Origin of the sequence: Fibrobacter sp. UWH6, from assembly GCF_900142465.1 — a bacterium.
Taxonomy (GTDB): domain Bacteria; phylum Fibrobacterota; class Fibrobacteria; order Fibrobacterales; family Fibrobacteraceae; genus Fibrobacter.
This window is the reverse complement of record NZ_FRAX01000017.1, coordinates 66476-90755: the sequence shown is the minus strand read 5'-3', so window position 1 is coordinate 90755 and position 24280 is coordinate 66476. Positions and strand designations below refer to the sequence as shown.

Genomic DNA, 24280 nt, shown 5'->3' with positions numbered 1-24280 from the left:
GCATGTATAAGACACGCCACCAGCGTTCGTTCTGAGCCAGGATCAAACTCTTCATTAATTTTTTAAAGTCTTGGTCCCGTAATCACGTTCGTATTCGACTAATTCCAAGAAATTTCTTGGGCCGTCACTAAGCACATCTCCGATTCCTTCAATCTTCTCGAGAGCCTCTCGGGTTCTCGCTTCCGTCCGTTTCAGCGTTTCGGCTGTCTCGTTCGGAGGTGAGGCCAATTATAGAATTTTCTGGATGAATGTCAAGGGGAAAATCTAAAAAAAATCACATTTTTTTGCATTTTTCGCATAAGCACTAGATTTTCCCCATTAAATCAACATTCTGCCAACAGAAATCTTTTGACAGCCTACGCAGCGGCACCATAATCCGGGCCAAACTTAGGCGCAATCAAAGCCCTTAACCTATCCATGTAGACGTAGGCCATGGCCCGGGTAACCTGCATACGCTCGGCAATCTGTTCCATTGCCTTCTTTTCGCAGCAGCATTCAAGGTAAAGATTCATGAATTCCAGCAGACGGACATCGCCGCTCTTGATGACTTCCTGGCGAATCTTTTCGACCAGGTCCATGATTTCGCAGAATTCTACCGGATGAGCTTCTGCATCGCACATGGAGTCGGACTTACTGGCGTAGTAATCATCTACGAAGGAATCGTAGTCAGACTGCAACAGAACACAGTAATCGCCATTGCCGTCCACACCATCGTTCAGACGCTGTCCGACCATGACAAGGCGATCGTTCTGGCGGTCGCGAGTCCAGTCCATGGCTCGATGACGCAAGTCGTTTACGGCATAGGCGCCAAAGGGTACTCCCTGAGTAGCATCGAAACGGCGTACAGCATCCCTGAATGCAGTGTAGATGTCGCTGGATGCATCTTCAAAAGAGCGGCCATTGTAGTTAAAGTCGTAACCGAACTTTGCCGGATACAGACCATCCTGGCTGTAACGGTGAACCGTTTCCAGCGTATCCTTCATGGAGCAGAAAAGACTGCTGCATGCGCCATCGTTACCGGACTGAGCCTGTTCAAGCCAGTCCTGCTGCTTTGCGGTCCAAGTGTAGACCTGATTGTTTTTCATGTTGACTCCCTTCCTAGAAACATTATTTGCCATGCCGATTCCCTCTTATTTGGTTGTAGCGAAAACCATTGCAAAAGACCATTGCGAACGCAATCGCAAAAGCCGAGATTTAACGCATACGCTGCGCCGCACCCTGCCGGGCACCCCTCTAAAAAAATGTCTTGCTTGTTATGTGGTTCTATCTCTCATCACGTTAAAATATAGCAAAAGACGGCTGTCATAATATGACATTTTTCCATTCCCCTGAAATTTTTATTTAACATGTTGGATGCTCCCAATTTAGTCGTGCAGGCATTATATCGTCAGCTGAAAAAAAATTGTCAAACATTTTTTCAAAAAAAATTTGACGTTTTTTTTGACTCAATTCATCCCTTAAAAAAACGCCGATGAGACTTGCCTGTGAAACAGGAAAGTCAACCGAGGCGAGCGAAACGCAAACATTTATGTTTGCACTTCCGAGCCGACGAGACTTGCCTGTGAAACAGGAAAGTCCCCCGCATCAGCGAAGGACTTCTTGTGCTTAAAGTTTCGATTGTAGAGTTTCTTGTTCTTGATGACTCTGGTGCGGAGCGTCGCCCCGTTGCAGGAGCCATCGATTCGAAGGGATCGCATCGCCGCGGATTCCATTGCGGACTCGGAGGCGGATCCCCTGGCGTTGCCGACGATCGTCAGCTTTTCTTTCTTTGCCATAATGATCTCCTTGGTCTACAATCTAGAATTTCGAAAGGCAAAAATCAAGTGCAGCCGGGGAGCTACATTACTGGCCATCTTCGCAAGTAGAGACAACCGCCATGTAAGACATCTCGATGCTTGCTTCTTTAGTCATATTGTAGAAAGAGTAGGACTTTTCATCGCGCTTGACATTGCAGCCAGAATCCGTGGTGGTCAGCACCAGTTTTTCACCTTCGACGGTATATACATACTGCATATCATCGCCAAAGGAATCCTTACGAATAAACTTCCATGTACCGAAATCATCCTTGGAAATGGATTCGCAAGCATTTACAGATTTTTCTACGGTAAAGCAGTTGCCACCGGCAGATGTACCGGAAGAGGAATCGTCACCGCAGGCGACAAACATCGAAGAAGCCAGAAGAATTCCGAGTAAAACAACTTTTTTCATTTTTTTCGCCTATTGAAATTTTAGAACTTAAAGTTAAAAAACTATATTCAACTGTATGAAATTCGCCCTTGGACATTTCGTACTTTTAACCATTTTCGTCAACGCATTTTTCGGTTGCAGCACCCCTACCGTCAGCAGCTCCGACGACGATGAAGATTACAGTTCATCAGAAATCCGATTCAGTTCATCACGCGCCTTTTCCAGTTCTTCGGAAGACGTTTCAAGTTCCGCAGAGGCCGCGTCAAGTTCGTCACCGACTCAGTCAAGTTCGTCGCAGTTTTCATCAGGCAACTCAGAAAAAAAGCTCACCATTTACGAGGCCGTCAAGGAGTCCGGCGTTTACACCAGCAGGGATTCCGTGGGGGCCTACATCTGCAAGTTCGACAAGCTGCCTAAAAATTATGTGTGCAAGAACGAGGGGCAAAAACTTTACGAAAGTTCCACAGGAAACACTTTCAGCAAATGGAATTTCAACCCCTGGAAAACCCTGGGTGTCATGATCGGCGGCGACAGTTTCGGCAACAAGGAAAAATTGCTACCCGACGGAACCTACCGCGAAGCCGACGTGGATTACGGCAATGTCCAGAGCCGCGGCACAAAACGACTTGTCTATCAAACCGGTTGCATCATCTATTACACGGCCGACCACTACGAAAGTTACAAGCTCCTGGAATTCAGATAATCCGCTGTAATATGTTGTATGCTATGTAAGGAAATAGGGTCGAACTCAACAGGACTATACCTAAAACTAGCTTCCAGGCGTTCGGTCTATAAATCAAGTATAACAACAATATTAGCGGTACAAAATTCCCCAACCCAAAAGCATCGTCGGTTTTATTAGCAATTTTAGCGACGATGCCTGAACGCATGCACCTGTGCAGGAATTTTTCCACGGGCCCCTCATCCAATATGGGAATTTCAAACACTTTTTTATATTTTGAATCGATGTTTTCCATAGGTCAGATTTCAGTTCGAATTTTTGCAGGTGCCGCCTTCAAGGTACTGGGTTTTGCGGGCTGGAAAAAGCAGACTATAAAAAGGAACTTGGAATACGTTTCACAGGGAACGTGGATGTCCGGCGAAAAGCTGGAAGCGGAAAATCTCTACAAGAAAATGCTGCGGAACTTGACCTGGCACGTAGGGGAGTTGCTGTTCTGTTTTGACGTCTACAAGAAACTGCCCGAGGACTGCGGGGCGTATCCGTTTTCTGCAGGCGGAAAAATTTTCGAGCTGGCAGAAGGGGCGGCGGGCACTATCGAAAAGATGCGGCGGGGCGGAATTTTTCTGACGGCACACTACGGAAACTACGAAGCTAGCGGGGCATGGCTCTGTGCGCTGGGCGTTCCGCTGAAGGCCAGCTTTATTCCGCTGAAACCGAAATGGCTGAACCGTTTCGTGTACGAAAAAGTGCGGTGCGTCCGCGGGCGGCCCTATTCCATCGACGCCAAAAATCCGCGGGAATTTTTAGACCAGCTGGACGGAAAGGCGCCAGACTGCGGCGGGAAAAAACAACTGTTCTGTCTGCTGGCGGATCAGGATAGCCGAATCGGCAGCGCCATGGACGGAACCTTCTTGGGGCGGCCCGCCAAAATAAATCCGCTTCCTGATTTTCTGCTGAGGCACCGCCCGAACACTCCCGTATTTTTCTGCTGGATCCAGGAGCAAGGAAACAGAAAAATTCTGCATGCGGTGGAAGCACAAGAACCGAATGAGACGCAGAGGGACATGCTGAAACAAGTTCAGCATGACGTGAATCAGCACAACATGGACCAACGCGGCTTGGACCAACGCGGCTTGGACCAACACGGCTCAAAACAGCGTGATGAAAAAATTTCCATCGTAGACGGAGCGTACCGCGCCTGGCTCGAAGAACGGATCCGTGAAAATCCCGCCCTGTGGTATGGCTGGACCCACCGGCGTTTCCGCAGTACCCGTCCCGAAATTTACCGCTGAACTTTTTTGCGGAAAAAAGACGTTCTCCTTTAAATTATTTTCTTTTTCAAAAACCTGTTTGATCGTCATATAAGAAATCCCCGGAGCTTTGTTAAGTTCCGGGGATTTTTCAGTCACCAATTTTTTTATTACTTGAATTCGTAAATCTTGGAAGCGTAAGCCGTTTCACCGCTGCGCATCAACACGGCCACCTTGACAATCTTGGACTTGCCGCGGGGAATTCTCATCTTGACCTTGTAGCCAATGCCCACGGTAGAAGCCACCTGCTCGGCCTCGAAATTTTCGCCGTCTACAGAGACGATAACTTCTTCCACCTGGGCGACGTCGTTACCGGCCACATCCAGCAAGTCGAATTCCAGTTCCGGATAGATGGCTGCGCCCTGGGAAACCTTGCGCTTGACAATTTCGCGATTGCCGCCGCGGATGTCGATCTGCACGTTGGTCACCGGGTAGCACTTCAGCATCTGCTCCACAGTCCCGGCAGCCGTCGTGGCGGAATCCACATTTTCGGCAACCACCTTGTACACATGATCACCCGGCACAAGAGTGAAGGTGCTGGAACCGTCCTTTTCCATGTTGGTCTTCTGAATGAGGCTGTCACCCAGGAAGACAGAAACGGAACCGGAGTTGTCATTAAATCCGCTAGTGGCAAAAACGGCAAAGCACTTGCCTTCGTCGGATTCCAGAAGTCGAACGGTGCGGTCCACGCGATAGGTGAACGCAATTCGACCGCATTCAAAATCGGCACCGTCCACACTGCAGTTCAGCAGGTACTTCTTATCGCCGAAGGAACCTCTAATCCAGCTGGGGGTGAAATGCAACTTGTGACCCTTGGACTCAAAACTTTCGGAACCGAGAGACACTCGGACGCCGGCAGTACAGGTGACGCCGATATCGATACTGTCTGCGCTGACAAGAGCGGGCAGCGAATCGATGATACAATTATACTTGGATTTCAGATCCTCGTTACGGACTTCGATCTTCTGGTCCAGCTCCTGGGCCTGGGCCTGAATGGCTTCGTCAGACTTCGTGGTGTCATCAAGGACTTCGCCCAGCTTTTTCACAAATTCGGGATCGCTTGCATTTTTTGCTTCTACCACGACAGCAGGCTTATCCTTACGGAAGGCCACAAACTGATTTGCCTTGACAGGAATTTCCTGGCCATTATTTTCCATGACCATTTCGCCGGAGTTCAAGGCGCCGTAGGGCTGACCTGCTTCGGTCATGCCGAGGGTACCGTCAGTACCGCGGATCGATGCGGTTGCCGTTCCGGTCCTAAACTTGAAGACACTGTTGCCTTTCTGCTTCTGGGCATCGAAGCGGATCATACCCTTCTTGATGCTGATGTCAGAAACTCGTGAATCCTTGTCGAACAGAAGTTCGTTGAATTCCACCAGCGCATTTTCGCCGATAGCGATCATACTTCCATCTAAAAGGGAAATCTGCGCCCCGGACTCGGTGTAGGTCCGGATCATGTAACCGTCCAGAACCTTGGCACCCACTCGGAGGGCGGCCCAGTTGTTCTTACCCTGCTTCTGGTAAGACACATCGCCAAGAACAGAACGGACCTTGCCACCCTGGGTAGCAGCCATGGCCACCATGGCGCAGGTCAATGCGAAAACTGCAGAAAACTTTAAACTCTTCATTCCAAGCCTCTTTTTAGAAACTTCATCAAACATATAATATATATGTGGAATTAGCAAATGTATAAAATCACACTTTTGTTTTTTCGTCAGCGGATTCCGACTCCAGCTTGCGTTGCCAGAGCACCTGGTCCACCTTGGCCATCAATTTTTCTTCTTGATAAATGTCAAACAGGGCCTGCTCCTCTTTAATGAAGGCAGCAAAAGATTTCATATAGCAAAGCAGCGACGCCACCGAGAAGGCCACCGCCAAAAATCCCGAGATGCTGGTATCGCGAATGAAACCGATAGCGGCAGCCAATATAGCCATGATGGCAAACCCATTGACCATGTTCCCGTCCACCGATTGGACCTTGGATAAAATTTCAGCAATCTTCTTTGACTGGGAATCTCGGCGAGCCGCCAATGCGGATTCCGTCTGCCTCACCAGATTCTTGAAAACAAGATAGTGAATCAAGTAACCTAAACCGGGGATGGCACTACAGATGACCGCCAGCCAGGGACTAAAGCTTGTGGAGGTCACCTTGCGCAAGTTCTTTGTAGCCCTGAAAATCCACATCAGCCAAAAAAGCTGATAAAGGCACCAGGACAGGGGAACACCAAAGCCAGCAAAAAACATCACCACTATGAAATTGAAAAAATCAATGACCGCCCCCACGTCCACATCCGGATTTTCCTGCGTGAACCGCACCGGCAAAGATCCATTCTTGGCAATCAGGAACAAAAGCAGCCAAGACAGGAAGGTCAGCGCAAAAGTAAATCTCATCCAAAAGAGGGCGCGCTTTCCACGAGACTCATTGTTTTCCATAAAATTCCTTTGGCTTACCTTTCCCCAAAAAATACAATTTTTGAGGGTTCTATTTTTTACGCAATCCGAAGCGCATACTTTTAAACAAGAAGTTTTACTATACTGTTGATAAATAGAGGATAAATGTTTAAATAATGTGAATAGAAAGTTCATCCCGTTTTTAGGATATTTCCAAATCCAACAAGATATTCACAAAAATATCGTCATTGTACCTGTTGATAAATCGAAGCTTTTTATCCGTTTGTAAAATGAAAAAAACGTAACTTATTGCCAAATAACGATGTTTCACGTGAAACAGGTGTGAATAGATTAAAAATTGTCCAACGCAACTTTCAACATAAATTTTTTAAATGTTGACAGTTTTATCCACAATTTACCCATAACAGGACTTATTCATCGCAGGGTGTTAATTAATTGTTTACATTCTATCAACAGGATAAAACGAAAAAGGCCGGCTTTCGCCGACCGATTTTCACAATTTAAGCAGCCTAAAAGGCAATCAAACTAGAACTTTACCACCTTGGGAGCCGCAGTGAAACTGCAGAACACAGCCTCGGCGTCCTTGAAGTAAAGCACCTGAGTGTTGGGATCTTCGGCCTTGTACATGGCCTTCAGTTCTGGATAGGCGTCCAGCATATGGACCTTGGGTTCCAGGCGATCGTCTTCTACCAGGGTACCGCTAAGACGGAGCCACTGGTTTCCAGCCTTGTTCATGGCACAGAGCTGAACCTTGGGGTTGGCGGCAATCTGCTTGGAAACATTCTTGGACTTGCCAGTCTGAATGTACAGCTTACCTTCAAAAATTTCGGCGGTACCGAAGGGACGAACCTTGGGCTGATCGCCATCTACAGTTGCCAGGAAATAGGCGCCACATTCCTTGAGAAACTTTACTACTTCTTCCATAACGATTAGGTCGGCCATTGCATGGCCTTAAGGTGTGAGGTTGTTGGGACGCATCCGAAGGATGCGTTGAGGTTTAAAATACTTGGCGTTCTGCCCCCTAGTGTCATGCTGAGCATAACATAGTGGAGCGAAGCATCCAGTCTTTTTGTATTTACTACACTAATATATATATGTTGTGGAATTTCCGCCATTAAATTTGAAAAACAACATTATTTTTCTAGGTACAATTACCACAAAAACTCCTCTTACTATATTATATAGTATTGAAAGCGCAAGGCGCCATTATATAGCTCAAAGGGAGCGCAAGCGACCGACCTCATACCTCAAAGCGGCAAAGCCGCGACCTCGCACCTAATATGCAAATCCGCAAAGCTACTCCAGATGATTTTCCCCAGATGCTGCCCATTTTCCGCGAAGTGATTCAGGGCGGCGACACCTACGATTTCGAGGAAACCGCCAGCGACCAGGACGCATACGACTACTGGTTCGGCAAGGGCGTAAACAGCTGGGTCATGGAAGAATCCGCTTCGGACGCAGGCAAGGATAGTGCAGGCACCAAGATCCTCGGCTACTACAAGATTATCCAGAACCACCGTGGCCGAGGCAGCCATGTGGCCAACGCTTCCTTCATGGTTTCCAGCGCCGCCCGCGGAAAAGGCATCGGTCGCAAGATGGGGGAGGACTGTATCCGAATGGCTCGCGAAATGGGATTCAAGGCAATCCAGTTCAACTTCGTCATCAGCACCAACGAACCGGCCATGCACCTGTGGAAGAGCCTGGGCTTCAAGGAACTTTGCCGACTGCCCGGAGCCTTCAACCACAAGAAGCTGGGTTTCGTGGATGCAGTAATCTTCTTTATGGAACTGTAGAATATCCACAATATAACGGGGATTATATGAGGAAAACCATCCTATTGTTAATAACTTTGGCATTTTTCACCCAAGCACAAGCCTTAAACTGCGTAGAAGCCATGTTTAAAGCCATTCAGACTGATATGTACATTCCCGGAGAATACGTTCTGGATAGTTTATACAGATCTTACTCGGATAAACAGGCTCCCTGGTCAAAAAAGATGTACTATACAGACGATCTTCCGGACAGCACCATCATCTACAGTGGTTCCGAATACAGAAAGGTAATCCACAACTATACCCAGGAAAAATCCAAAGACGGAGAAATATCCGTTATCACCATTAGGAAAGATGGCAAACTTTACAAGACAGTAAAATTCTATTCCACTGCTGATTCCATAAGTTACGATATCACCACCGAGTACGAAGACGGTCCCGAAAAGGAAGTTGGCTACCTTTCACTCCGTAATGATACCTTATTTTTTAAAGAAGATTTCTACTACCTGGATTCTACAAGCAAGAACGTGTGTTACCTGGGAACGCCAGAAAGAGAAAACTTTGTAAAACTGACTCTTGATGTTAGTGACAATACAATCCACCTGCTTCAAGAAAGCACCTACAGCAACACTGACATGTTTTTGATCAGCAAAAGTCAGGAAGGCGCGACCATTGTTATAGGCATTCGCCCCACGGTAAAGGCCAAAAAATTCCAATACTTTGACTTGAAAGGCAGACCTGCAAAAAACAGTCGCTCAATACTGGCTCCTAGAGCACTCCCATAATTTTTTCAAAAAAAAATTCACTTTTTCCTATTGACTCGTCCCTTAGGGCCGGGTCTATATTTGTATAGTCGCCTGACGAGGTGGCAGAAAAGTGATCACAAAAGAGCGGGTCGCGAACCGCAATTTTTTATGAACAAATGCAGCGCCTGGGTTGCAAGTGTTCTCCCACCGGTTACTGCTTTACCATCGAACACGACAAGGAATACAAACACGAGAACGTGGATATTGAGTACTGCGAACAGGTGGAGGAGGCTCTCCAGGATTCTGAAATCGTCCAGTTCAAGACCATGCCCGCGGTAAAACACGCCCTCTGCCTAAAGCACGTCGGACCCTACGATCGTTTTTACCAGTCCTACACCGAGATGTTCAAGTACATCGAGGAGCAGGGGTACAAGATCGTGGGCGACCTCCGCTGCGTTTATGTGGACGGTGCCTGGAACCAGGATGACCCCGAAAAGTGGCTGTCCATTATCCAGGTTCCGGTGGAACGTTAGTGTCATTCTGAGCGAAGTCGAAGAATCTAAACAAGCCCTTGGCACAAAAATGTCAAGGACTTTTTTATACTCTACGAACGTTTCACGTGAAACGTTTGCAAACCTAGGATGCGGCAGAGAATTTATTCTCTGACTAGTGTGCGTAGCACACCAACATCCGCAGGTTGAACATTCTTCGCCAACATTTTTTTTATGCATCTCCGCCTTGGGAACCATAGAACCCTTTTCTATATTAATCCTCAACATCAACTCACAGCGGCATTAATATTTGACCGCAGGACAGTTCGAAAACCATCCTGTCTATAAACAAAACTAGGTACCTCATGTATAGAATCTCGAAGCGCTTCGAAATTTCCGGAGCACATAAGCTGGCACTCTCCTACGAAAGCAAGTGTCAAAATCTTCACGGACATAACTGGATCATTACCGTTCATTGCCAGTCCAAGACTTTAAACTCTGACGGTATGGTCATCGATTTCAAGACTGCCAAGGAGACCATCTCCCGACAGCTGGACCACAAGTACATAAACGATGTGGTGGACTTCAATCCTACCGCCGAAAACATCGCCAAGTGGATCTGCGACCAGATTCCCCATTGCTATAAAGTGATCGTCCAGGAAAGCGAAGGCAACATCGCCGAATATGAAGTTGACTAAGATGTACTTCAGTGCATTGAGGTCGCTTCGCTTTGAGGTCGATGCTTCGCATCTAGAGGTATGAGGTATTGTAATTACAATTGCCTCTAGGCGCATAGCGCCGACCTCATGCCTCGAGCACCGAAGGTGCGTCCCCCATACCTGACTACTGTCAACTTCCTACTATCTACTAACTCATGAAAATCTCTGAAATATTCCTCAGCATAGAGGGTGAGGGTATCCGCACAGGCGCCCCCGCCGTCTTTATCCGTCTGTTCGGATGCAACCTCCGCTGCTCCTATTGCGACTCCATGTATGCGGTGGAAGGGGGCGACTTCCAGGAAATGACCCCAGTGGAAGTCTTGGAAAAGGTCAAGTCTTTCAACACTCAGTTCGTCACCCTGACGGGAGGGGAGCCACTTATCCACAAAGATGTGGAAGTTTTATTGAAAATGTTGGACGATTTCGGCTTCGAAATCAATATCGAGACCAACGGAACTCAGCCAAAGCCATCTGGATTCAGGAACATCTTCTGCACTATGGACTGGAAGAGTATCTGCAGCGGAATGCAGCCCCGAATGAAAATGGAGAACATGATGACCCTGGGGGAGAAGGATGTCCTGAAGTTTGTGGTGGGCACAGAGGAGGATCTTCTGGATGCCGCCCGGGTCATCGAGGCCATGGAGGGAAGATTCAGCGCTCTCGGAAAAAGGCTCCCCACATTCTATGTTTCCCCCATCTTCGGGACAATGAAGTACGAGGATATGGTGAACTGGATTTTAGGGAACGAGGTGATGCGACGGAATAACGTCCGCTTCCAGGTACAGCTCCATAAGATTATCTGGAACCCGGAAGCTAGGGGAGTTTAGCCGATTCGAAGCACCCTATTATTTATATATTGACCCTATGAAAATAGATCACGTTGCCATTTGGGTCAAAGACATCGAGAAAGTTTGCGCCTTCTATGAAAAGTATCTGGAAGCTACGATTCATCCAGAATACCATAATCCTGCCAAGGGTTTCACCAGCAGGTTCCTTACTTTTGATGGAGGCGCCCGCATTGAGGTAATGCACCGGAACGACATCGAATCTTCAATACCCAATCCACATTTAGGATGGTGTCATGTGGCAATATCCCTAGGGTCCAAGGATATGGTAGACAAGTTGACCGCCCAGATGGAAGCCGATGGCATTACCATTATAGGGCAGCCTCGAACGACGGGGGATGGATACTACGAAAGTGTGGTTCAAGATCCCGAAGGCAATCTAGTAGAACTGACCGTATAAATAATTTTCTACTTCTCTCGCAAAGTGGATAACTCACCCCGACGTTGGCGTGCTCCGCACACAACATCCTGCATGTTGGCGCTTGCATAATCAGAATTATTACATCGGGAGCAAGCTCCCCGCCGTGGCACTCGTCATCGCAGGTTGGCATGCTTCGCATGCTACACCCTGCATGTTGGGACTAATGTCTTCGACATTAGTCCTACACCCATCGGGTGTCAAATGAAAATATGCAAGCATATTTTCGCTTTCCACCCTCGGTTGTGTTCCACGTGAAACATTTTATATATTCTTTGGTATGAAACAGTATATCGTCGATGCATTTTCCGATACCTTATTCCATGGTAACCAGGCTGCAATTTGTATTCTGGACAAATGGCCGGAAGTTTCACTAATGCATAACATTGCATTCGAAAACAATTTCTCCGAGACAGCCTTTGTGGTAAAAACCGGGAATGACGAAAGCATCCCCAAGTATCACCTTCGCTGGTTTACCCCTAGCGATGAGGTTGATCTTTGCGGCCATGCTACTCTAGCCACCGCATTCGTACTTTTCAACTTTTATGAACAGACGACTCAAAAAATCATATTCGAGACAATGAGTGGCCAGTTAACAGTCAACAAGAACGGGGATCTTTATGAAATGAATTTCCCGGTTTATGACCTGAAGCCCATCCCCGTTACAGATGAAATGGAAGCCGCCCTGGGTGCAAGGCCCTCGGAAGCCTACATGGGTCGCGACATGCTCTGCGTCTTTGACTTCGAGGACACCATCGAAAACATGAAGCCGGACTTTGACAAGGTGAAGGAATTGCCAGGTCTTCTTGTTCATGTTACCGCTAAAGGCACCAAGGAAGACTGCGTCTCCAGAAGCTTCGGTCCGAAAATTGCCATCAGCGAAGACCCGGTCTGCGGTTCCGGGCATTGCCACATCGCTCCTTATTGGAGTGGCAAGATGGGAAAACCTGAGATTATCGCAAGGCAGGCATCCCGAAGGGGAGGCACACTCTACTGTAAAATCGAGGGCGAAAGAATGACCCTGGCAGGGAAAGCTACCCTCTATTCCGTTAGCGAATTGAACTGCTAATACTAACATTTGGACAAAAAATCCCCGAGGCAATCGCCCCGGGGATTTTCCAACCATAGGAGAACCGTATGACTAGTACGGGAGGGTAACCAGCCCTCACTTGTTATATCGGCACCTCTAAAGGAATTGTCAAAAAGAAAATTCATTTTTTTGGGTACAAATCTTGCGGGGGACTTTTTCTATATTGGCACTTGCAAAAGCAGAATGACATCAACATAGGAGGTTATATGAAGAAGATTTTTCTTTTAGTCGCATCTTTTGTTTTTTCTGCACATGCCATTAACTGCATAGAAGCATTTTCAATTTCTAATTATGGTGGATCAAAAAAATTTGATAATACATATACCTTAGACAGCACTCAGTCCATAAATGGTAGCGATCTAAGTGGTTTCTACTATGCTCATACCACATTTAATCGTGATAAAAATGGCGCTATAGAAAGCGTAACAAGATGCACTGATGAATGCAATACTCTCTCATACAAAGAAGTCATCACACAAAACGATGCCGATAATTCCATCACCACAAATACGTACATAGACAACCATTTAACTGCGTCTGAGACATATTTCACTGAAAAGGATTCCACAGTAACAATCCAATACTCCAAAACGGATGATAATATGGAAGCCATGTTCACTGATTATACAGTTAACGATACCATCTATGGACTGCAATACTTTTATGATGTATATAAAGGTGAATTTGAATTAATGAACAGATATTACATAGCCTTAGATTCTATTGACAACAGCAGGTGCTACGAATACATAAAGAATGAACCAATGTCCAAATACTGGATTGAAACAACTGACAGTTCAATGACTTTTTTCTATTCGGGAATATATGACGATGAACTTGTTGGAAAGTATTATTTTTCAAAAATTGGTAGTGAAAGCACAACTGGCTTTAAACACAAGATTCATCCTACAATCGTAAATAAGAAGTTCCAGCTATTCGATCTTATGGGTCGCCCCGCCAAGCAAAAGCAACATACCATTAAGGTTGTGAAATAACTCAATTTGCAAACATCCCCAGGGCAATGCCTTGGGCTTTTTCTTATATGGAATCTTTCCCAGAATTTAAATCCACAATCCACATTAACCGCTGGATGTACTTAGGCAGGATATCGTGGATTAATGTTGAAGAATCATCGTCGGGGGTAAATGTCTCTTCCTGCTCCATCATGTCGCTCATGACAGGAGGGAGTGCGCCAAAGAGATTCTTTACTTCTTCTGCAGTGTATTGCCGATGAAGGATCGGTTCGCCAGATAGAGTCTTGACGGCGGCAAGTTCTTCTGCGGGGTAAAACTTGCAGGGTTTCCAGACTTCATTACCATGCTTGTCCCGAGATCCGGCAGCTCCGAACAGGCGGCAAATGGATGCCCGGCCACCATAAATGGTGCAATGCCCTGGAAAATTCGTCCCCGAAATATCCTCCCAAAAGAAGGGGCAATGTTGGAATGTTGCAAAAGTTTCACGTGAAACATTTATCAAAGGAAACTTCCCTTCGGCAACATTCTGGGCTACGTCAGGCTGATTGCACAACAGCCAGGCGGCCATGTAAAGAGCTTCACTTTCCAGCAAGTCAGGCTCAAAATGTTCACAGCATTTGCCACAGCCATGAGGACAGGTGAACTTGGACTTTTCAAACCATTCCCGTTGCTTTTCTTCGATCCGGGAGTAAACTGCATCCATTTCAACTAGGATGTCGTATTCTTCGGTACCCCTCAACTTTTCAAGAATAGGGGCAATTTCAGAAATCATAAATGCCTTCCTGTTGCTAAAAATCTAGCAAAGGAAGGCTCCATTGGTACGGATTTTTATAAAACTTTCTGATAAATCTTCAACATCTCTTCACCGAAGCAGCAGAAGATTACCTTCTTCACAATCTGCGTTGGGTATTCCCGAACTGTCTTCACGGCAATTTCGGTAGCAGCCTTTTTCGGGTAGCCATACACCCCGGTAGAAATGGCGGAGAACGCCACAGTCTCACAACCGTTTTCTTCAGCCAATTTCATAGAGTTTTCGTAGCAAGACCTAAGCTGTTCCGGCTCCCCGTGAAGTCCATCTTTATAGATTGGGCCGGGGGTATGGATGACGAACTTTGCCGGCAGCTTGAACCCGGGAGTGATCCGGGCTTCTCCCGTCTGGCAGCCTCCGAACTTCATGCAGGCCATCAGCAGTTCCCGACCGGCAGCCCTATGGATGGCACCGTCCACACCGCCACCTCCCAGCAGGGAACAGTTGGCGGCATTCACAATGGCATCCACTTTAAGCTTGGTGATGTCACCCTGAAGCACCTCGATTTCTACCATTTTACACCCCCTCAAAAATGAAAAATCCACGAATCATCAACATACATTTCAAAACATAAATCTTTTTTATAAAACAAGTTACGAAATCACCACAAAATTTATCAACAAAAACCCAACATAAATTAAAATAATATCCACAGATATTTTAATTAAATGAAAGGCTAAACTCGTCTTTTGTTGATTTTATTTTTTGGGATATCTAAATTATGTTCCACGTGAAACACAACCGAGGGTGGAAAGCGAAAATAAACTTGTTTATTTTCATTTGACACCCGATGGGTGTAAACTCCAAAGGAGTAAACATTTGCAAATCTAGGATGCGGCATAGAATTTATTCTTTGACATATCCTGGGTGCAGCGAATGACTCCGTAGGAGCCCAACATTCGATAGCGAGTGTCGCGACAGAATGATTGCATTCTGGCACCTATCCTCGCTTGACGGGGATGACCGAGCATGAGAATGTAGTGTGCGTAGCACACCAACGTACGAACCATTATGTATAAAAATAACGAAGAACAGAAGAATCTTCTAAATCAGTTTCTTTCCTCAAACGGGGTGGAACTGTCTGCTGCAACTTTGGAAAAGCTTTATGCTTTTGCCGACCTGGTTGTTGATACCAAGGAATACGGCAACCTGATTTCTGAAAAGGATTCCCAGAAGTTTTTATCCAGACACATCGCAGACTCCCTGGTGCCTTATATATATATAGGTAAGTTGGTGGATCCTTCGGCTGCGCCTCAGGATGACACCGCAGCTTTTCGCGCAGAGGCCCTCAGCAAGCTGAAGGGTAAGCGTTGGGCTGATATGGGTGCCGGTGCAGGATGTCCCAGTTTTCCGTTAGCCATTGTCATGCCCGAAGTCCAATTCTACGCTGTGGAACCTCGCAACAAGCGCGTACAGTTTATGAATTTCGTGAAGAAGGAATTGCACCTGGACAACATGACTGTCGTAGGCAAGCGCTTCGAAACTTCCGGCCTGGCTTATTTGGATTTTGTCAGTTGCCGCGCCCTTTCCACTTTTGAAAATGACTGGGAACGCGCCCAGCCGGGTCTAGCCCGTGGTGGCAAATTTGTGACCCTTAAGAGTTTTAATAACATCGTTCACCTGGAAAACGATCCGGCAGTACACATATATAAATATGCATTGCCCCAGGAAGAACAGGAATATGCCCTAGTTACAAGAGGTAACGAATGAGTAAAGTGATCGCTATATGCAACCAGAAGGGTGGGGTAGGCAAGACTACTACCGCCGTGAACCTGGCTGCCAGTTTTGCCGCCCTCGAAAAGAAGACTCTTCTTATTGACATGGACCCCCAGGGTAATGCATCCCAGGGTCTGGGTTTCAATGAAATGCAGGACGTGGATATCCACGAAGTTCTGAACATGGCCGAAAATCCGGATAATGTTACCTATGAAACAATCAAGGAAGCAATTCTGGATACCAACCTGGACTACCTGAAGATGATCACTTCCGGACCGGACCTGGCTGTCATGGAAATCGAACTGGTGAACGCCATGAGTCGCGAACGCCGTCTCGAACGCATCATGAAGATCCTGTCCCAGGAATTCGAATTTATCATTATCGACGCTCCCCCCAGTCTGAACTTATTAACATTGAACGTGTTGACAGCCGCTACTAGCGTGCTGATTCCCGTGCAGTGTGAATATTATGCACTGCAGGGTATGACTGAACTTTTCAAGACCATCCGCGAAGTTCAGAAAAATCTCAACAGCAACTTGAAGATCGAAGGTGCCCTGTTGACAATGTACGATTCCCGTCTGGGTCTCTGCAAGCAGGTGGCTGACGAAGTCCGCGAAAACTTGAGCGACACCGTCTTCAAGACCATGATTCCCCGCAACGTCCGTTTGAGCGAAGCTCCGTCTCACGGCAAGCCGGTTATCCTGTACGATGTGCAGAGCACCGGTTCCCAGGCATATGTAAAGCTGGCTGAAGAAATCCTGAACAAGGATAAATAGTCAGGTCAGTCAAGCTAACTATATATATAAGGAAATTATTTTTATGGGTAAGAAGTCTTTTTCTCTGGGTCGTAGTCTCGCTGATATTTTGAGGGATCATTCTGTTGAACAGCCTAGCAATCCCCAGGAAACTAATCAACAATCTGAAGCTAATGCTGTCGAAAACGCCGAAACTGTTGATAACTCCCAGAAAATTATCGAAATTGACGTAAATCTCATCGACCCCAACCCGTTCCAGCCCCGTAAGACTTTTGACGATGACGAACTGGTTGAACTTGCCGAAACCATCGAGAAGCATGGTCTGATCCAGCCTATCGCCGTTCGCAAGGTGGGCGACCGCTACCAGATCATCAGCGGTGAACGTCGTACCCGCGCAACCAAGCTGGCCGGTCTCGCTACTATCAAGGCCCAGGTCTACGAAAGTCTGGATGACAAGATCATGGGCGAATGGGCCCTCATCGAAAATATCCAGCGTGTGGACCTGAATCCTGTTGAAGTTGCACAATCTTATCAACAGTTGATCGATCTTCACAACTATACCCACGATGATTTGGCCAAGACTGTTGGTAAGTCCCGCTCTGCTATCACCAACGCACTCCGCCTGCTGAAGCTCCCGACCCAGGTTCTGGATTGGATTCAGGAAGGCAAGATTGCCTCTGGTGCAGCCCGCGCACTTTGCTCTGACAAGGTGGACAATGCCGAAGAACTGGCAAAGCGCATCATCGAGGAAGGTCTGAACGTCCGTCAGATCGAAGCCATTATCCGCGGTGACGAAGTTCAGCCAGCACAGGCTCCTGCCGAATCTTCTGAAGAAGTTCCCGAAGTTCACACTGGCGAAGAAGTTTCCGGCGAAGAACCTGTCGACGCACCGGCAGCAGAACCCAAGCCCAAGATCGAACTTTCCGCCGACCTGAAGAATTTCGAAAATCGTCTCGAAACCTACTTTGGAACCAAGGTTCAGTTGAAACCCACCAACCCCACCCAGTCCCAGGGTACCATCGTCATCAACTACTATAGCATGGACGACCTGACCCGTATCCAGGAATTGATGGACCGCTAATAGGCGATTCCGTTAGACAGAGGAAACTGTGAAAGGTAAGTATTACACCATACAGATTATCCCGGAAGATTCCAAGGAAATCAAGAAGTTCCGTGTTTCCACCAAATGGTTCACGTTCCTCAAGATTTTCCTGGTAGTCCTGATTGCCGTTACCGGCGCCTTCATCTATAAGATGGGCCATGTCACCAAGACACTCATCCGTTACGAGAAGATGCGCGTCACCAACGCCCAGCTGATCAAGCAGAATCAGAACTACGAAGAACTGTTCAACCGCATGGACTCCCTCTGGGTTCTGGAAGAAAGAATCCAGAACCTGCTAGGCACCTTCGTAGAAAATGATTCCAACAAGGTCAACAGCCTTATCGACAAGAATAAGTTCGCCCACACTCCTTCTGAGAAGATCGATGTGGACTATGAAGGCGGCTGGATTCCCATGGAAGAAAAACTGCGCCTTGAAAAAATTCCCAACGTGATTCCCGTGGTCGGCATCATCAGCAAGAAGTTCTCTGAAGAGAACGGACACATGGGAACAGACTTCTCGGCCCAGCCCGGAAATCCTGTATTTGCATCGGGCAGTGGCACCGTGGAATTTGCCGGGCAGAAAGAAGAACTTGGAAACACCGTCATCATCAACCATCAGAACGGTTACGTTTCGAGTTATTCCCATATGAAGGAAATCCGCACCCGCAAGGGTCGCAATGTCGGCAAGGGTGATATCATCGGTACCATCGGTGCAACTGGCAATGCCAGTGGACCCCACTTGCACTATACTATAACGAAGGATGGAAAGGAACTGGATCCCGAAACATTCTTCAACTATTAGTATCTTATAGAATTAGATTTATAAAAAATTTCACTAACCAAAGAGGAAACAATGGCAGTTAAGGAACAGGAAATTACCCAGATCGGTCATAGCGTAACCATCAAGGGCGACATTAGCGGCAAGAGCGACGTTCGCGTAGCCGGTACCATCAACGGTAGTGTTGCAATTGAAGGCGAACTGATTATCGAAAAGCAGGGTTTCATCGAAGGCGAAATCAAGACTACCTCTGCAGTAGTTGCAGGTTCTGTCAAGGGCAACATCGATTGCTCCGAAAAGCTCATTCTCGAAAACAGCTCCCAGTTTGTCGGTAACATCAAGACCAAGCTCCTGATCATCCAGGAAGGTGCAGTGTTCCAGGGCAATTGCCAGATGGGCAATCTCCAGCAGTCTCAGCAGCCTGCTTCCGCATCTAAGGAAGTCAAGCTCTAATCAACACACATACTAATAAATACTATGTATATATATATATAGTATTGAATATTGGTTTCGTGAATAGTGGATAGATTTGTAAAGTTTAATTTATAACTCATTGATGCTCAATAAGATACGAAGATAATTCAGATGTGCACAAATGTTGAAAACTTCAAATCTATTCACAATTTTCAACGTTGATAAGTGTTGAAGCTTAGTTTTCAATGTGAATTCACAAAACTTTCACAAAACGATGTTGAAGATTGGGAAAAAAGCACATTATCTTTGTTGATTTGGCTCACAAAGGGAAAAATTTTGAAAAAATATATCCTTGGGTGGCTAAACAAAAATTTATATTGTACTAGCAATTTGTATGGAAACTAAAATTCTCAAAATAGGCCAGATAACCGATATCCATATCGGTGAAGACGAGAACTTGGTGCAGGGCATCGATGTTCGCGCCAACTTTCTTAAGGCCTTGAATTCCGAATCTATGAAGGATTTGGACCTGCTGGTCCTGTCCGGTGATTTGGCTAATGAGGATGCAGAGCCCGGCGCCTACAAGTATCTGGCAGACCTGCTCAAGGATTACCCGGTTCCATACTGCGTTATTCCCGGAAATCACGACCGCATCGAAGTCATGGAGCAGTTCTATGACCTGAAGGGCAAGGTCCACGATGGCAAGTGCTATTACCGTTACGATATCGCCGGTAGAAGCATTTTCTTTTTGGATAGTGCCTGCGGCGACGTTTCTCCTGAACAGCTGGTTTGGCTGAAGGAAGAGACGGCCAAGGTTTCTGGTGAGATCTTGCTTTTTGTACATCACCCTCCCTGTTTCTGCGGTCACCGCTTCATGGACTTGCGTTATCATATGCGCAACATGCTTGATGTGCAGAAGGTCCTGGCTGACATTCCAAACCTGACTCATATCTTTACTGGACACTATCACAGCCAGTTCGAGGTCAAGCTTGGACGTCAGACGGTTCATGTTTCACCGGCGACACAGATGCAGATTGACCCCAATTGCCCCTATTTTAACCTGAAAAGTTCGGCTCCTGGGTGGCAAGTGATCAAATGGGGCGAAAATTTTGTAGAAACTGAAGTTTATTTTCACTAAACCCCTTGAAAATATTTCAGTAATTGACTAAATTTGGTTCAACCTTCGGCGGCTTAGCTCAGTTGGTAGAGCGTCGGAATCATAATCCGCAGGTCTGTGGTTCGAGCCCACAAGCCGCTAGTAAAGGAAGGTCCAAGAAATCAAACCCGTGAGTTCTTGAGACTTTCAAAAAGAGGCAGCTATGTCTGGACGTATAAAAGGAATTAACTTTAACCTGGCGACGTTTAAGACGGCTGCCTCTTTTTTTGTTTTTGCAGTTCTGGCTGCATTTATGGCCGTGAACTTTACCGCCTGCGGCGAAGAGCAGCAGAGTGTGCCTGAAATTGCTCAGATGCACGTAAGTTCTCCCAAGACACAGCCCATTGTTCCGGTGGAGACTTTTAACGTTCCTTCTTCTTCTGTGATCAGTGCCGAAAAGGCAAAGTTCTACGCCAAGGCAAGTGCCGGCTTGGTAGAACTGGGCTATCGCTGGTCTGAACGAATCGACAAGGCTAACGATTCCGAAAAGATTTTGATCCTGAACGCCTACAATGTGGCCCGTGACCAGCTTTGCGCCCGCGTGGGTCTGGCTGGTGTGGCAGAATTCAACTGGATTACCTCCGTGGCTCTCCCGGATCCCAAGAACAAGGCTGTTTTTGAGTCTGTTGGCCTGCGTCCCAATAACTAGTCGAATTGGATAATTCTAAATATGCAGTCATGAAGAAGTTCATGACTGTTTTTTTCGTTCTGTTCTTTTTTCAGGTTTGCGCTTGGTCGCAAGCGGTCACCCATAAAGAAAAGAAAAATCTTGTAGAAGCTGCCAAGTCTATCCAGGATTCCATAGAAAGGGAACCTGTTATCAGTGTGAAGGATGTGGCGCTGTGGAAGTTGGAGATTAGAGCCGCAGACTCTGCACGTATCGTGGATTCCTTGCGGACTGCCGGTTATGGCGCCGAATTGGACGAATTTTTTTCTAGGGATACGGCCAAGGTTGAACCGGTTTTTGCCCCGGTGGTTGCCGGCCAGATTCTGGGCCAGAATGTTTTTGTGTGGGCCTGGGATTATTATGTGCTGGACAAGAATTACGCCCACACAGGTCCCAGCTATTGGAAGCGGAATTTTAGGGAAGGCTGGAAGTGGGATCATAATCACTGGGCCATCAATTTTTACGGGCACCCGTATCAGGGTTCCTACTATTATAGTGCCGCCCGCGCCGGCGGTTACGGTTTTTACCAGAGTGTAGTTTGGGCGGCTCTCGGAAGCAGCATCTGGGAAATGTTCTGCGAGACGGAATACCCGGCGCCCAACGACTTGATGACGACTTCTATTGGCGGCTCCATGTACGGCGAAGTTCTGTACAGGCTTTCACGATTGGCTTATAGCAACTCCGATGTGCCTTGGTACAGGGAATTGGCGGCCTTCATTTTCCACCCTATGGCTTATAGCCAGAGGAAGATGTTCGGTAGTCGGGATTTCAGGACGGGCTGGGTGCCTGTTGAACTTGTGATTGCTGCAGGTGGCGGCTCCCGATTCGGTAGTGATTACCGTATTGGTAACCAGGGGGCCGATAATCTGGACCAGCAGTGGAACGATCATCACGGCATGACCTCATTGTTCCTGGAATACGGAAAGCCCTATACGAGGGTGAAGGAACCTTTCGACTATTTCAAGGTGGAGATGTTCAACGAGACAGGTTTCGAGGGGAACGTATTGCAGCTTGACATTATGGGAAAGCTGAAAAATGCGGGCCTGCATGGTCGCGGCCACTGGTTGGATTTTTCTCTGAACCTGGACTTCGATACTTTCTACGGGGACTTGGCTACGGTGAGCACCTTGTCATTGGGAGCCGCCCTGGATATTGCCCTGTGGCTTACGCCGGATTTACGGTTCCGCATTATGAACCAGATTTATTATATCATGTTGGGTACAGCTGACATGGGATATGACGACTTGATCCAGGAAGTGCATCCGGAGTACGTTTCGGACAAGGACAATTACCAGTACAATACCGGCGTGAAATACAGCCTGATGACAGAAGTTCTGTACAAGAAAAAATTCAGGGTCTATAATAAAGTCGTCGCAGATGTGCTGCATACCATTCCAGGCTCCACACCCCACTATGGCGCGGAGGGTTGGGACTTCCTGGTGGTGAACCAGTCTGCCATGGAATACAGGATTCTGGATTGGCTTGATCTGGGTAGCCGACTGGACACTTACCTAAAATTGGCGGCCTATTCAACGGACCTGTTCGAGCCCATGAGCCGCCGAATTTTCTGTTTTTCGACGTACCTGAATTTCCACTTGATGGGCGGCAGGTAACGGAGCGGCTGATAACGATGGCTGGCAGGTAACGGAGCGTCAGGTAGTGTCTGCGAGCGCGGATTATTCGGTCAGGATTTTTCCGTAGAAGTTCTTTACGTCTTCCCAGCGGTAGTAGGGAGCGGCGGGGCACTTTACCTTTTTGGCGGGGGGCGGCGGAAGCATTACACCGGGGGCCGCAGGCTGGGCAGCGGGTTGGGCTGCCACCATGCCGGGCTTGATGTCGGCCTTGACCTGGGCGGGTTCTTGGGCGGGTTCGTCGCCGCAGGGGATGGGTGCGGTAACTTCACGTTCATTGTACAGGAACTTGACCAGGATTTCGGGGGCTGCGCCCTTTGCCGGCTTGGCGCCTGGCTTCTTGTAGAAGATCATCTGCAGGTTTGCTGCCATGGGGATGATGCGGAAATCAGTCCACTGTTCGTGAAGCTTGCTCAGGTCGGTGACCTTTGCATTTGCGACGGAAAGCTGCATGAGACCTGCCAGGGGGAGGAGCCCTGTGTCGTGACCGAAACGGAGGGTGGCTACGGTGTTGGTGGCGGCGTCTGCATCGGTGGCGCCTGCGATGGCGTTTTCGGTTTCGCTCATGATGTGCTTCAGGATGGGCTTTGCGGTGTTGATGCCGTCATTACCGGTAAGGGGGCATGTGCCCAGGATGCTGTACCACCAGGCGTTCTGTGCCTTCCAGCGCTTGATTTTTTCTTCTTTGGGGAAGAGTCGGTCGAAGATAATCAGGTCGTTGTCGTCTTCCATGCCCTGGATGCTGCCGGCGATTTCGAACATCTTGTTATAGAGATTGGAAACGTCCACGTTCTTGGAAACGTAGGCGGTGTCGGCGAAGATCGTCCGTACGAAATTGTCGGTGGAGATGTCCTTCCACAGCTTGTCGTTTTCGGCCTTGAATTCCGGGGTTTCGGCGTAGTTCTTTGTGATGTCGAAATTGAAGGTGTTGATATGGCCCATGAGGCTCTTGCCTGATTCCATGCGGATTTGGGCGGTGGGCACCTGGGACTTGAGGCCGCCTACGAATGCGGACATGCTGACGATGCAACGGCCCGAAGTGCTGGCGAAGGCGTCCACTTGGGGCGGCAACTTGACGTTCTTCTTGACTTGCTTGCCCTTGGCGTTGACTTCGGCAATTTTGGCGTTCTTGCTCTTGAACACATCGGGGAAGTTCTTGGCCATTCGCATGGCGATTCCCTCGTGCTGCTTGACACCCTTCTGGGTCAGGTCTCCTGCGCGGCTTGCGGCCTTGTCTGCCAGCAGTTTTGAAGACAACATAATGTACTTGCCCGTGACGGAAAGAGCCTTTGCGGAATCGGCCTTGGCCAGAGTCTCGAAGAGGTAGTTATAATCGTCTGCGCTGTAATGGTAGCGGCTTCCGTGGCGGCCGTAATGGCTGATATAGAACGGCTTATAGCCGGCAGGCGCCTTGGTGTATTTGACGCTCTTGTCCGGTTCCGGGTAGACCAGGTAACCGCTAGCGGTATATTCCGGATGATCTTTAAGTTCGTCGTCTGTCGTTTGGGCGACAGTAAAACCTGCCATGGCGAAAATTGCAAGGAGGGTAACAGAAAAAATGGGCTTGGGTGTTCTACTAACTAAGCTGTTCATATCATAACCTTTTC

Annotated in this window: 27 protein-coding genes and 1 tRNA gene; 19 read left to right on the top strand and 9 right to left on the bottom strand. The window is 47.6% G+C overall.

Going from position 1 to position 24280, the window contains the following annotated elements; translation table 11 throughout:
• Positions 1-356 precede the first annotated feature (356 nt).
• The 3 genes from BUB73_RS13555 to BUB73_RS13545 all read right to left on the bottom strand — a co-directional run bounded on the left by BUB73_RS13555 (position 357) and on the right by BUB73_RS13545 (position 2208).
• The gene (locus BUB73_RS13555; RefSeq protein WP_170932334.1) at positions 357-1085 is read right to left on the bottom strand and encodes a sigma factor; all 729 of its coding nucleotides are present in this window, start codon (positions 1083-1085) and stop codon (positions 357-359) included.
• A 441-nt stretch (positions 1086-1526) separates the two neighbouring features.
• Positions 1527-1775 carry a hypothetical protein gene (locus BUB73_RS13550; RefSeq protein WP_073160831.1) on the bottom strand — a complete coding sequence of 83 codons (249 nt, stop codon included), beginning with the start codon at positions 1773-1775 and terminating at the stop codon, positions 1527-1529.
• A 67-nt stretch (positions 1776-1842) separates the two neighbouring features.
• A complete protein-coding gene (locus BUB73_RS13545) occupies positions 1843-2208 on the bottom strand; it encodes a hypothetical protein (RefSeq protein ID WP_139258429.1) in 366 nt (121 codons plus the stop codon).
• 55 nt (positions 2209-2263) lie between these two features.
• On the opposite strand from BUB73_RS13545, the gene BUB73_RS13540 reads away from it, so the two are divergent.
• Together BUB73_RS13540 and BUB73_RS13530 are read left to right on the top strand one after the other, a co-directional pair.
• On the top strand, positions 2264-2890 hold the full coding sequence (locus tag BUB73_RS13540; RefSeq protein ID WP_073160827.1) for a ribonuclease domain-containing protein: 627 nt from the start codon (positions 2264-2266) through the stop codon (positions 2888-2890).
• A 263-nt stretch (positions 2891-3153) separates the two neighbouring features.
• Positions 3154-4161 carry a lysophospholipid acyltransferase family protein gene (locus tag BUB73_RS13530; RefSeq protein ID WP_073286619.1) on the top strand — a complete coding sequence of 336 codons (1008 nt, stop codon included), beginning with the start codon at positions 3154-3156 and terminating at the stop codon, positions 4159-4161.
• A gap of 128 nt (positions 4162-4289) precedes the next feature.
• On the opposite strand, the gene BUB73_RS13525 is transcribed toward BUB73_RS13530, so the two are convergent.
• The 3 genes from BUB73_RS13525 to BUB73_RS13515 all read right to left on the bottom strand — a co-directional run bounded on the left by BUB73_RS13525 (position 4290) and on the right by BUB73_RS13515 (position 7515).
• Positions 4290-5807, bottom strand: a complete 1518-nt coding sequence (locus BUB73_RS13525) for a FecR family protein (protein WP_073238124.1) — start codon at positions 5805-5807, stop codon at positions 4290-4292.
• 67 nt (positions 5808-5874) lie between these two features.
• Complete coding sequence (locus BUB73_RS13520; RefSeq protein WP_073286616.1) at positions 5875-6612, bottom strand: hypothetical protein; 738 nt, start codon at positions 6610-6612, stop codon at positions 5875-5877.
• Positions 6613-7116: 504 nt separating this feature from the next.
• Positions 7117-7515, bottom strand: coding sequence for a pyridoxamine 5'-phosphate oxidase family protein (locus BUB73_RS13515; RefSeq protein ID WP_073160817.1), 399 nt, complete (start codon positions 7513-7515; stop codon positions 7117-7119).
• A gap of 356 nt (positions 7516-7871) precedes the next feature.
• Between BUB73_RS13515 and BUB73_RS13510 the strand changes: the two genes are divergently transcribed.
• The 8 genes from BUB73_RS13510 to BUB73_RS13475 all read left to right on the top strand — a co-directional run bounded on the left by BUB73_RS13510 (position 7872) and on the right by BUB73_RS13475 (position 13667).
• Positions 7872-8384: a GNAT family N-acetyltransferase gene (locus BUB73_RS13510; RefSeq protein WP_073286613.1), complete on the top strand. Its 513-nt coding sequence runs from the start codon at positions 7872-7874 to the stop codon at positions 8382-8384.
• 101 nt (positions 8385-8485) lie between these two features.
• The gene (locus BUB73_RS13505; protein ID WP_073286611.1) at positions 8486-9148 is read left to right on the top strand and encodes a hypothetical protein; all 663 of its coding nucleotides are present in this window, start codon (positions 8486-8488) and stop codon (positions 9146-9148) included.
• A 137-nt stretch (positions 9149-9285) separates the two neighbouring features.
• Positions 9286-9642 (top strand): GyrI-like domain-containing protein, encoded by a 357-nt coding sequence (locus tag BUB73_RS13500; RefSeq protein WP_073286608.1) that lies wholly within the window; start codon positions 9286-9288, stop codon positions 9640-9642.
• A gap of 323 nt (positions 9643-9965) precedes the next feature.
• Entirely contained in the window at positions 9966-10298 is a 333-nt protein-coding gene (gene queD, locus BUB73_RS13495) for a 6-carboxytetrahydropterin synthase QueD (protein ID WP_073160811.1), read from the top strand.
• A 176-nt stretch (positions 10299-10474) separates the two neighbouring features.
• Positions 10475-11146 (top strand): 7-carboxy-7-deazaguanine synthase QueE, encoded by a 672-nt coding sequence (locus BUB73_RS13490; protein WP_073286606.1) that lies wholly within the window; start codon positions 10475-10477, stop codon positions 11144-11146.
• A 37-nt stretch (positions 11147-11183) separates the two neighbouring features.
• A complete protein-coding gene (locus BUB73_RS13485) occupies positions 11184-11564 on the top strand; it encodes a VOC family protein (protein WP_073238113.1) in 381 nt (126 codons plus the stop codon).
• Between the two features lie 298 nt (positions 11565-11862).
• A complete protein-coding gene (locus BUB73_RS13480; RefSeq protein WP_073286603.1) occupies positions 11863-12651 on the top strand; it encodes a PhzF family phenazine biosynthesis protein in 789 nt (262 codons plus the stop codon).
• A gap of 227 nt (positions 12652-12878) precedes the next feature.
• Entirely contained in the window at positions 12879-13667 is a 789-nt protein-coding gene (locus BUB73_RS13475) for a hypothetical protein (RefSeq protein WP_073286600.1), read from the top strand.
• Positions 13668-13710: 43 nt separating this feature from the next.
• Here BUB73_RS13475 and BUB73_RS13470 read toward each other — a convergent pair whose 3' ends face one another.
• Both BUB73_RS13470 and BUB73_RS13465 read right to left on the bottom strand, forming a co-directional pair.
• Positions 13711-14418: a YkgJ family cysteine cluster protein gene (locus BUB73_RS13470; protein ID WP_073286597.1), complete on the bottom strand. Its 708-nt coding sequence runs from the start codon at positions 14416-14418 to the stop codon at positions 13711-13713.
• A 56-nt stretch (positions 14419-14474) separates the two neighbouring features.
• Positions 14475-14969, bottom strand: coding sequence for an O-acetyl-ADP-ribose deacetylase (locus BUB73_RS13465; protein ID WP_073238103.1), 495 nt, complete (start codon positions 14967-14969; stop codon positions 14475-14477).
• A 496-nt stretch (positions 14970-15465) separates the two neighbouring features.
• Between BUB73_RS13465 and BUB73_RS13460 the strand changes: the two genes are divergently transcribed.
• The 9 genes from BUB73_RS13460 (at position 15466) to BUB73_RS13420 (ending at position 22655) form a co-directional block, all read left to right on the top strand.
• The gene (locus BUB73_RS13460) at positions 15466-16164 is read left to right on the top strand and encodes a 16S rRNA (guanine(527)-N(7))-methyltransferase RsmG (protein ID WP_073160798.1); all 699 of its coding nucleotides are present in this window, start codon (positions 15466-15468) and stop codon (positions 16162-16164) included.
• Positions 16161-16946, top strand: a complete 786-nt coding sequence (locus BUB73_RS13455) for a ParA family protein (RefSeq protein ID WP_073160796.1) — start codon at positions 16161-16163, stop codon at positions 16944-16946. Before BUB73_RS13460 ends, BUB73_RS13455 begins: the two co-directional genes overlap by 4 nt.
• 43 nt (positions 16947-16989) lie before the next feature.
• Positions 16990-18006: a ParB/RepB/Spo0J family partition protein gene (locus BUB73_RS13450; protein WP_073160794.1), complete on the top strand. Its 1017-nt coding sequence runs from the start codon at positions 16990-16992 to the stop codon at positions 18004-18006.
• A gap of 28 nt (positions 18007-18034) precedes the next feature.
• Positions 18035-18829 carry a M23 family metallopeptidase gene (locus BUB73_RS13445; protein ID WP_073160792.1) on the top strand — a complete coding sequence of 265 codons (795 nt, stop codon included), beginning with the start codon at positions 18035-18037 and terminating at the stop codon, positions 18827-18829.
• Positions 18830-18880: 51 nt separating this feature from the next.
• Positions 18881-19258: a bactofilin family protein gene (locus tag BUB73_RS13440; protein ID WP_073160790.1), complete on the top strand. Its 378-nt coding sequence runs from the start codon at positions 18881-18883 to the stop codon at positions 19256-19258.
• A gap of 355 nt (positions 19259-19613) precedes the next feature.
• A complete protein-coding gene (locus BUB73_RS13435) occupies positions 19614-20357 on the top strand; it encodes a metallophosphoesterase family protein (protein WP_073160788.1) in 744 nt (247 codons plus the stop codon).
• A gap of 47 nt (positions 20358-20404) precedes the next feature.
• Positions 20405-20477, top strand: a tRNA-Met gene (locus tag BUB73_RS13430).
• 61 nt (positions 20478-20538) lie between these two features.
• Positions 20539-21024, top strand: a complete 486-nt coding sequence (locus BUB73_RS13425) for a hypothetical protein (protein WP_249269405.1) — start codon at positions 20539-20541, stop codon at positions 21022-21024.
• Positions 21025-21029: 5 nt separating this feature from the next.
• The gene (locus BUB73_RS13420) at positions 21030-22655 is read left to right on the top strand and encodes a DUF3943 domain-containing protein (RefSeq protein WP_139259222.1); all 1626 of its coding nucleotides are present in this window, start codon (positions 21030-21032) and stop codon (positions 22653-22655) included.
• 63 nt (positions 22656-22718) lie between these two features.
• Here the strand turns inward: BUB73_RS13420 and BUB73_RS13415 are convergent, their stop codons facing one another.
• The gene (locus BUB73_RS13415) at positions 22719-24266 is read right to left on the bottom strand and encodes a histidine-type phosphatase (RefSeq protein ID WP_249269406.1); all 1548 of its coding nucleotides are present in this window, start codon (positions 24264-24266) and stop codon (positions 22719-22721) included.
• Positions 24267-24280 lie beyond the last annotated feature (14 nt).

What these genes read in the sequence shown, in the direction of transcription:
- BUB73_RS13555 (WP_170932334.1), bottom strand. Translation starts at nt 1,085, where the DNA reads ATGAAAAACAATCAGGTCTACACTTGGACCGCAAAGCAGCAGGACTGG.
- BUB73_RS13550 (WP_073160831.1), bottom strand. Translation starts at nt 1,775, where the DNA reads ATGGCAAAGAAAGAAAAGCTGACGATCGTCGGCAACGCCAGGGGATCC.
- BUB73_RS13545 (WP_139258429.1), bottom strand. Translation starts at nt 2,208, where the DNA reads ATGAAAAAAGTTGTTTTACTCGGAATTCTTCTGGCTTCTTCGATGTTT.
- BUB73_RS13540 (WP_073160827.1), top strand. Translation starts at nt 2,264, where the DNA reads ATGAAATTCGCCCTTGGACATTTCGTACTTTTAACCATTTTCGTCAAC.
- BUB73_RS13530 (WP_073286619.1), top strand. Translation starts at nt 3,154, where the DNA reads ATGTTTTCCATAGGTCAGATTTCAGTTCGAATTTTTGCAGGTGCCGCC.
- BUB73_RS13525 (WP_073238124.1), bottom strand. Translation starts at nt 5,807, where the DNA reads ATGAAGAGTTTAAAGTTTTCTGCAGTTTTCGCATTGACCTGCGCCATG.
- BUB73_RS13520 (WP_073286616.1), bottom strand. Translation starts at nt 6,612, where the DNA reads ATGGAAAACAATGAGTCTCGTGGAAAGCGCGCCCTCTTTTGGATGAGA.
- BUB73_RS13515 (WP_073160817.1), bottom strand. Translation starts at nt 7,515, where the DNA reads ATGGAAGAAGTAGTAAAGTTTCTCAAGGAATGTGGCGCCTATTTCCTG.
- BUB73_RS13510 (WP_073286613.1), top strand. Translation starts at nt 7,872, where the DNA reads ATGCAAATCCGCAAAGCTACTCCAGATGATTTTCCCCAGATGCTGCCC.
- BUB73_RS13505 (WP_073286611.1), top strand. Translation starts at nt 8,486, where the DNA reads ATGTTTAAAGCCATTCAGACTGATATGTACATTCCCGGAGAATACGTT.
- BUB73_RS13500 (WP_073286608.1), top strand. Translation starts at nt 9,286, where the DNA reads ATGCAGCGCCTGGGTTGCAAGTGTTCTCCCACCGGTTACTGCTTTACC.
- queD (WP_073160811.1), top strand. Translation starts at nt 9,966, where the DNA reads ATGTATAGAATCTCGAAGCGCTTCGAAATTTCCGGAGCACATAAGCTG.
- BUB73_RS13490 (WP_073286606.1), top strand. Translation starts at nt 10,475, where the DNA reads ATGAAAATCTCTGAAATATTCCTCAGCATAGAGGGTGAGGGTATCCGC.
- BUB73_RS13485 (WP_073238113.1), top strand. Translation starts at nt 11,184, where the DNA reads ATGAAAATAGATCACGTTGCCATTTGGGTCAAAGACATCGAGAAAGTT.
- BUB73_RS13480 (WP_073286603.1), top strand. Translation starts at nt 11,863, where the DNA reads ATGAAACAGTATATCGTCGATGCATTTTCCGATACCTTATTCCATGGT.
- BUB73_RS13475 (WP_073286600.1), top strand. Translation starts at nt 12,879, where the DNA reads ATGAAGAAGATTTTTCTTTTAGTCGCATCTTTTGTTTTTTCTGCACAT.
- BUB73_RS13470 (WP_073286597.1), bottom strand. Translation starts at nt 14,418, where the DNA reads ATGATTTCTGAAATTGCCCCTATTCTTGAAAAGTTGAGGGGTACCGAA.
- BUB73_RS13465 (WP_073238103.1), bottom strand. Translation starts at nt 14,969, where the DNA reads ATGGTAGAAATCGAGGTGCTTCAGGGTGACATCACCAAGCTTAAAGTG.
- BUB73_RS13460 (WP_073160798.1), top strand. Translation starts at nt 15,466, where the DNA reads ATGTATAAAAATAACGAAGAACAGAAGAATCTTCTAAATCAGTTTCTT.
- BUB73_RS13455 (WP_073160796.1), top strand. Translation starts at nt 16,161, where the DNA reads ATGAGTAAAGTGATCGCTATATGCAACCAGAAGGGTGGGGTAGGCAAG.
- BUB73_RS13450 (WP_073160794.1), top strand. Translation starts at nt 16,990, where the DNA reads ATGGGTAAGAAGTCTTTTTCTCTGGGTCGTAGTCTCGCTGATATTTTG.
- BUB73_RS13440 (WP_073160790.1), top strand. Translation starts at nt 18,881, where the DNA reads ATGGCAGTTAAGGAACAGGAAATTACCCAGATCGGTCATAGCGTAACC.
- BUB73_RS13435 (WP_073160788.1), top strand. Translation starts at nt 19,614, where the DNA reads ATGGAAACTAAAATTCTCAAAATAGGCCAGATAACCGATATCCATATC.
- BUB73_RS13425 (WP_249269405.1), top strand. Translation starts at nt 20,539, where the DNA reads ATGTCTGGACGTATAAAAGGAATTAACTTTAACCTGGCGACGTTTAAG.
- BUB73_RS13415 (WP_249269406.1), bottom strand. Translation starts at nt 24,266, where the DNA reads ATGAACAGCTTAGTTAGTAGAACACCCAAGCCCATTTTTTCTGTTACC.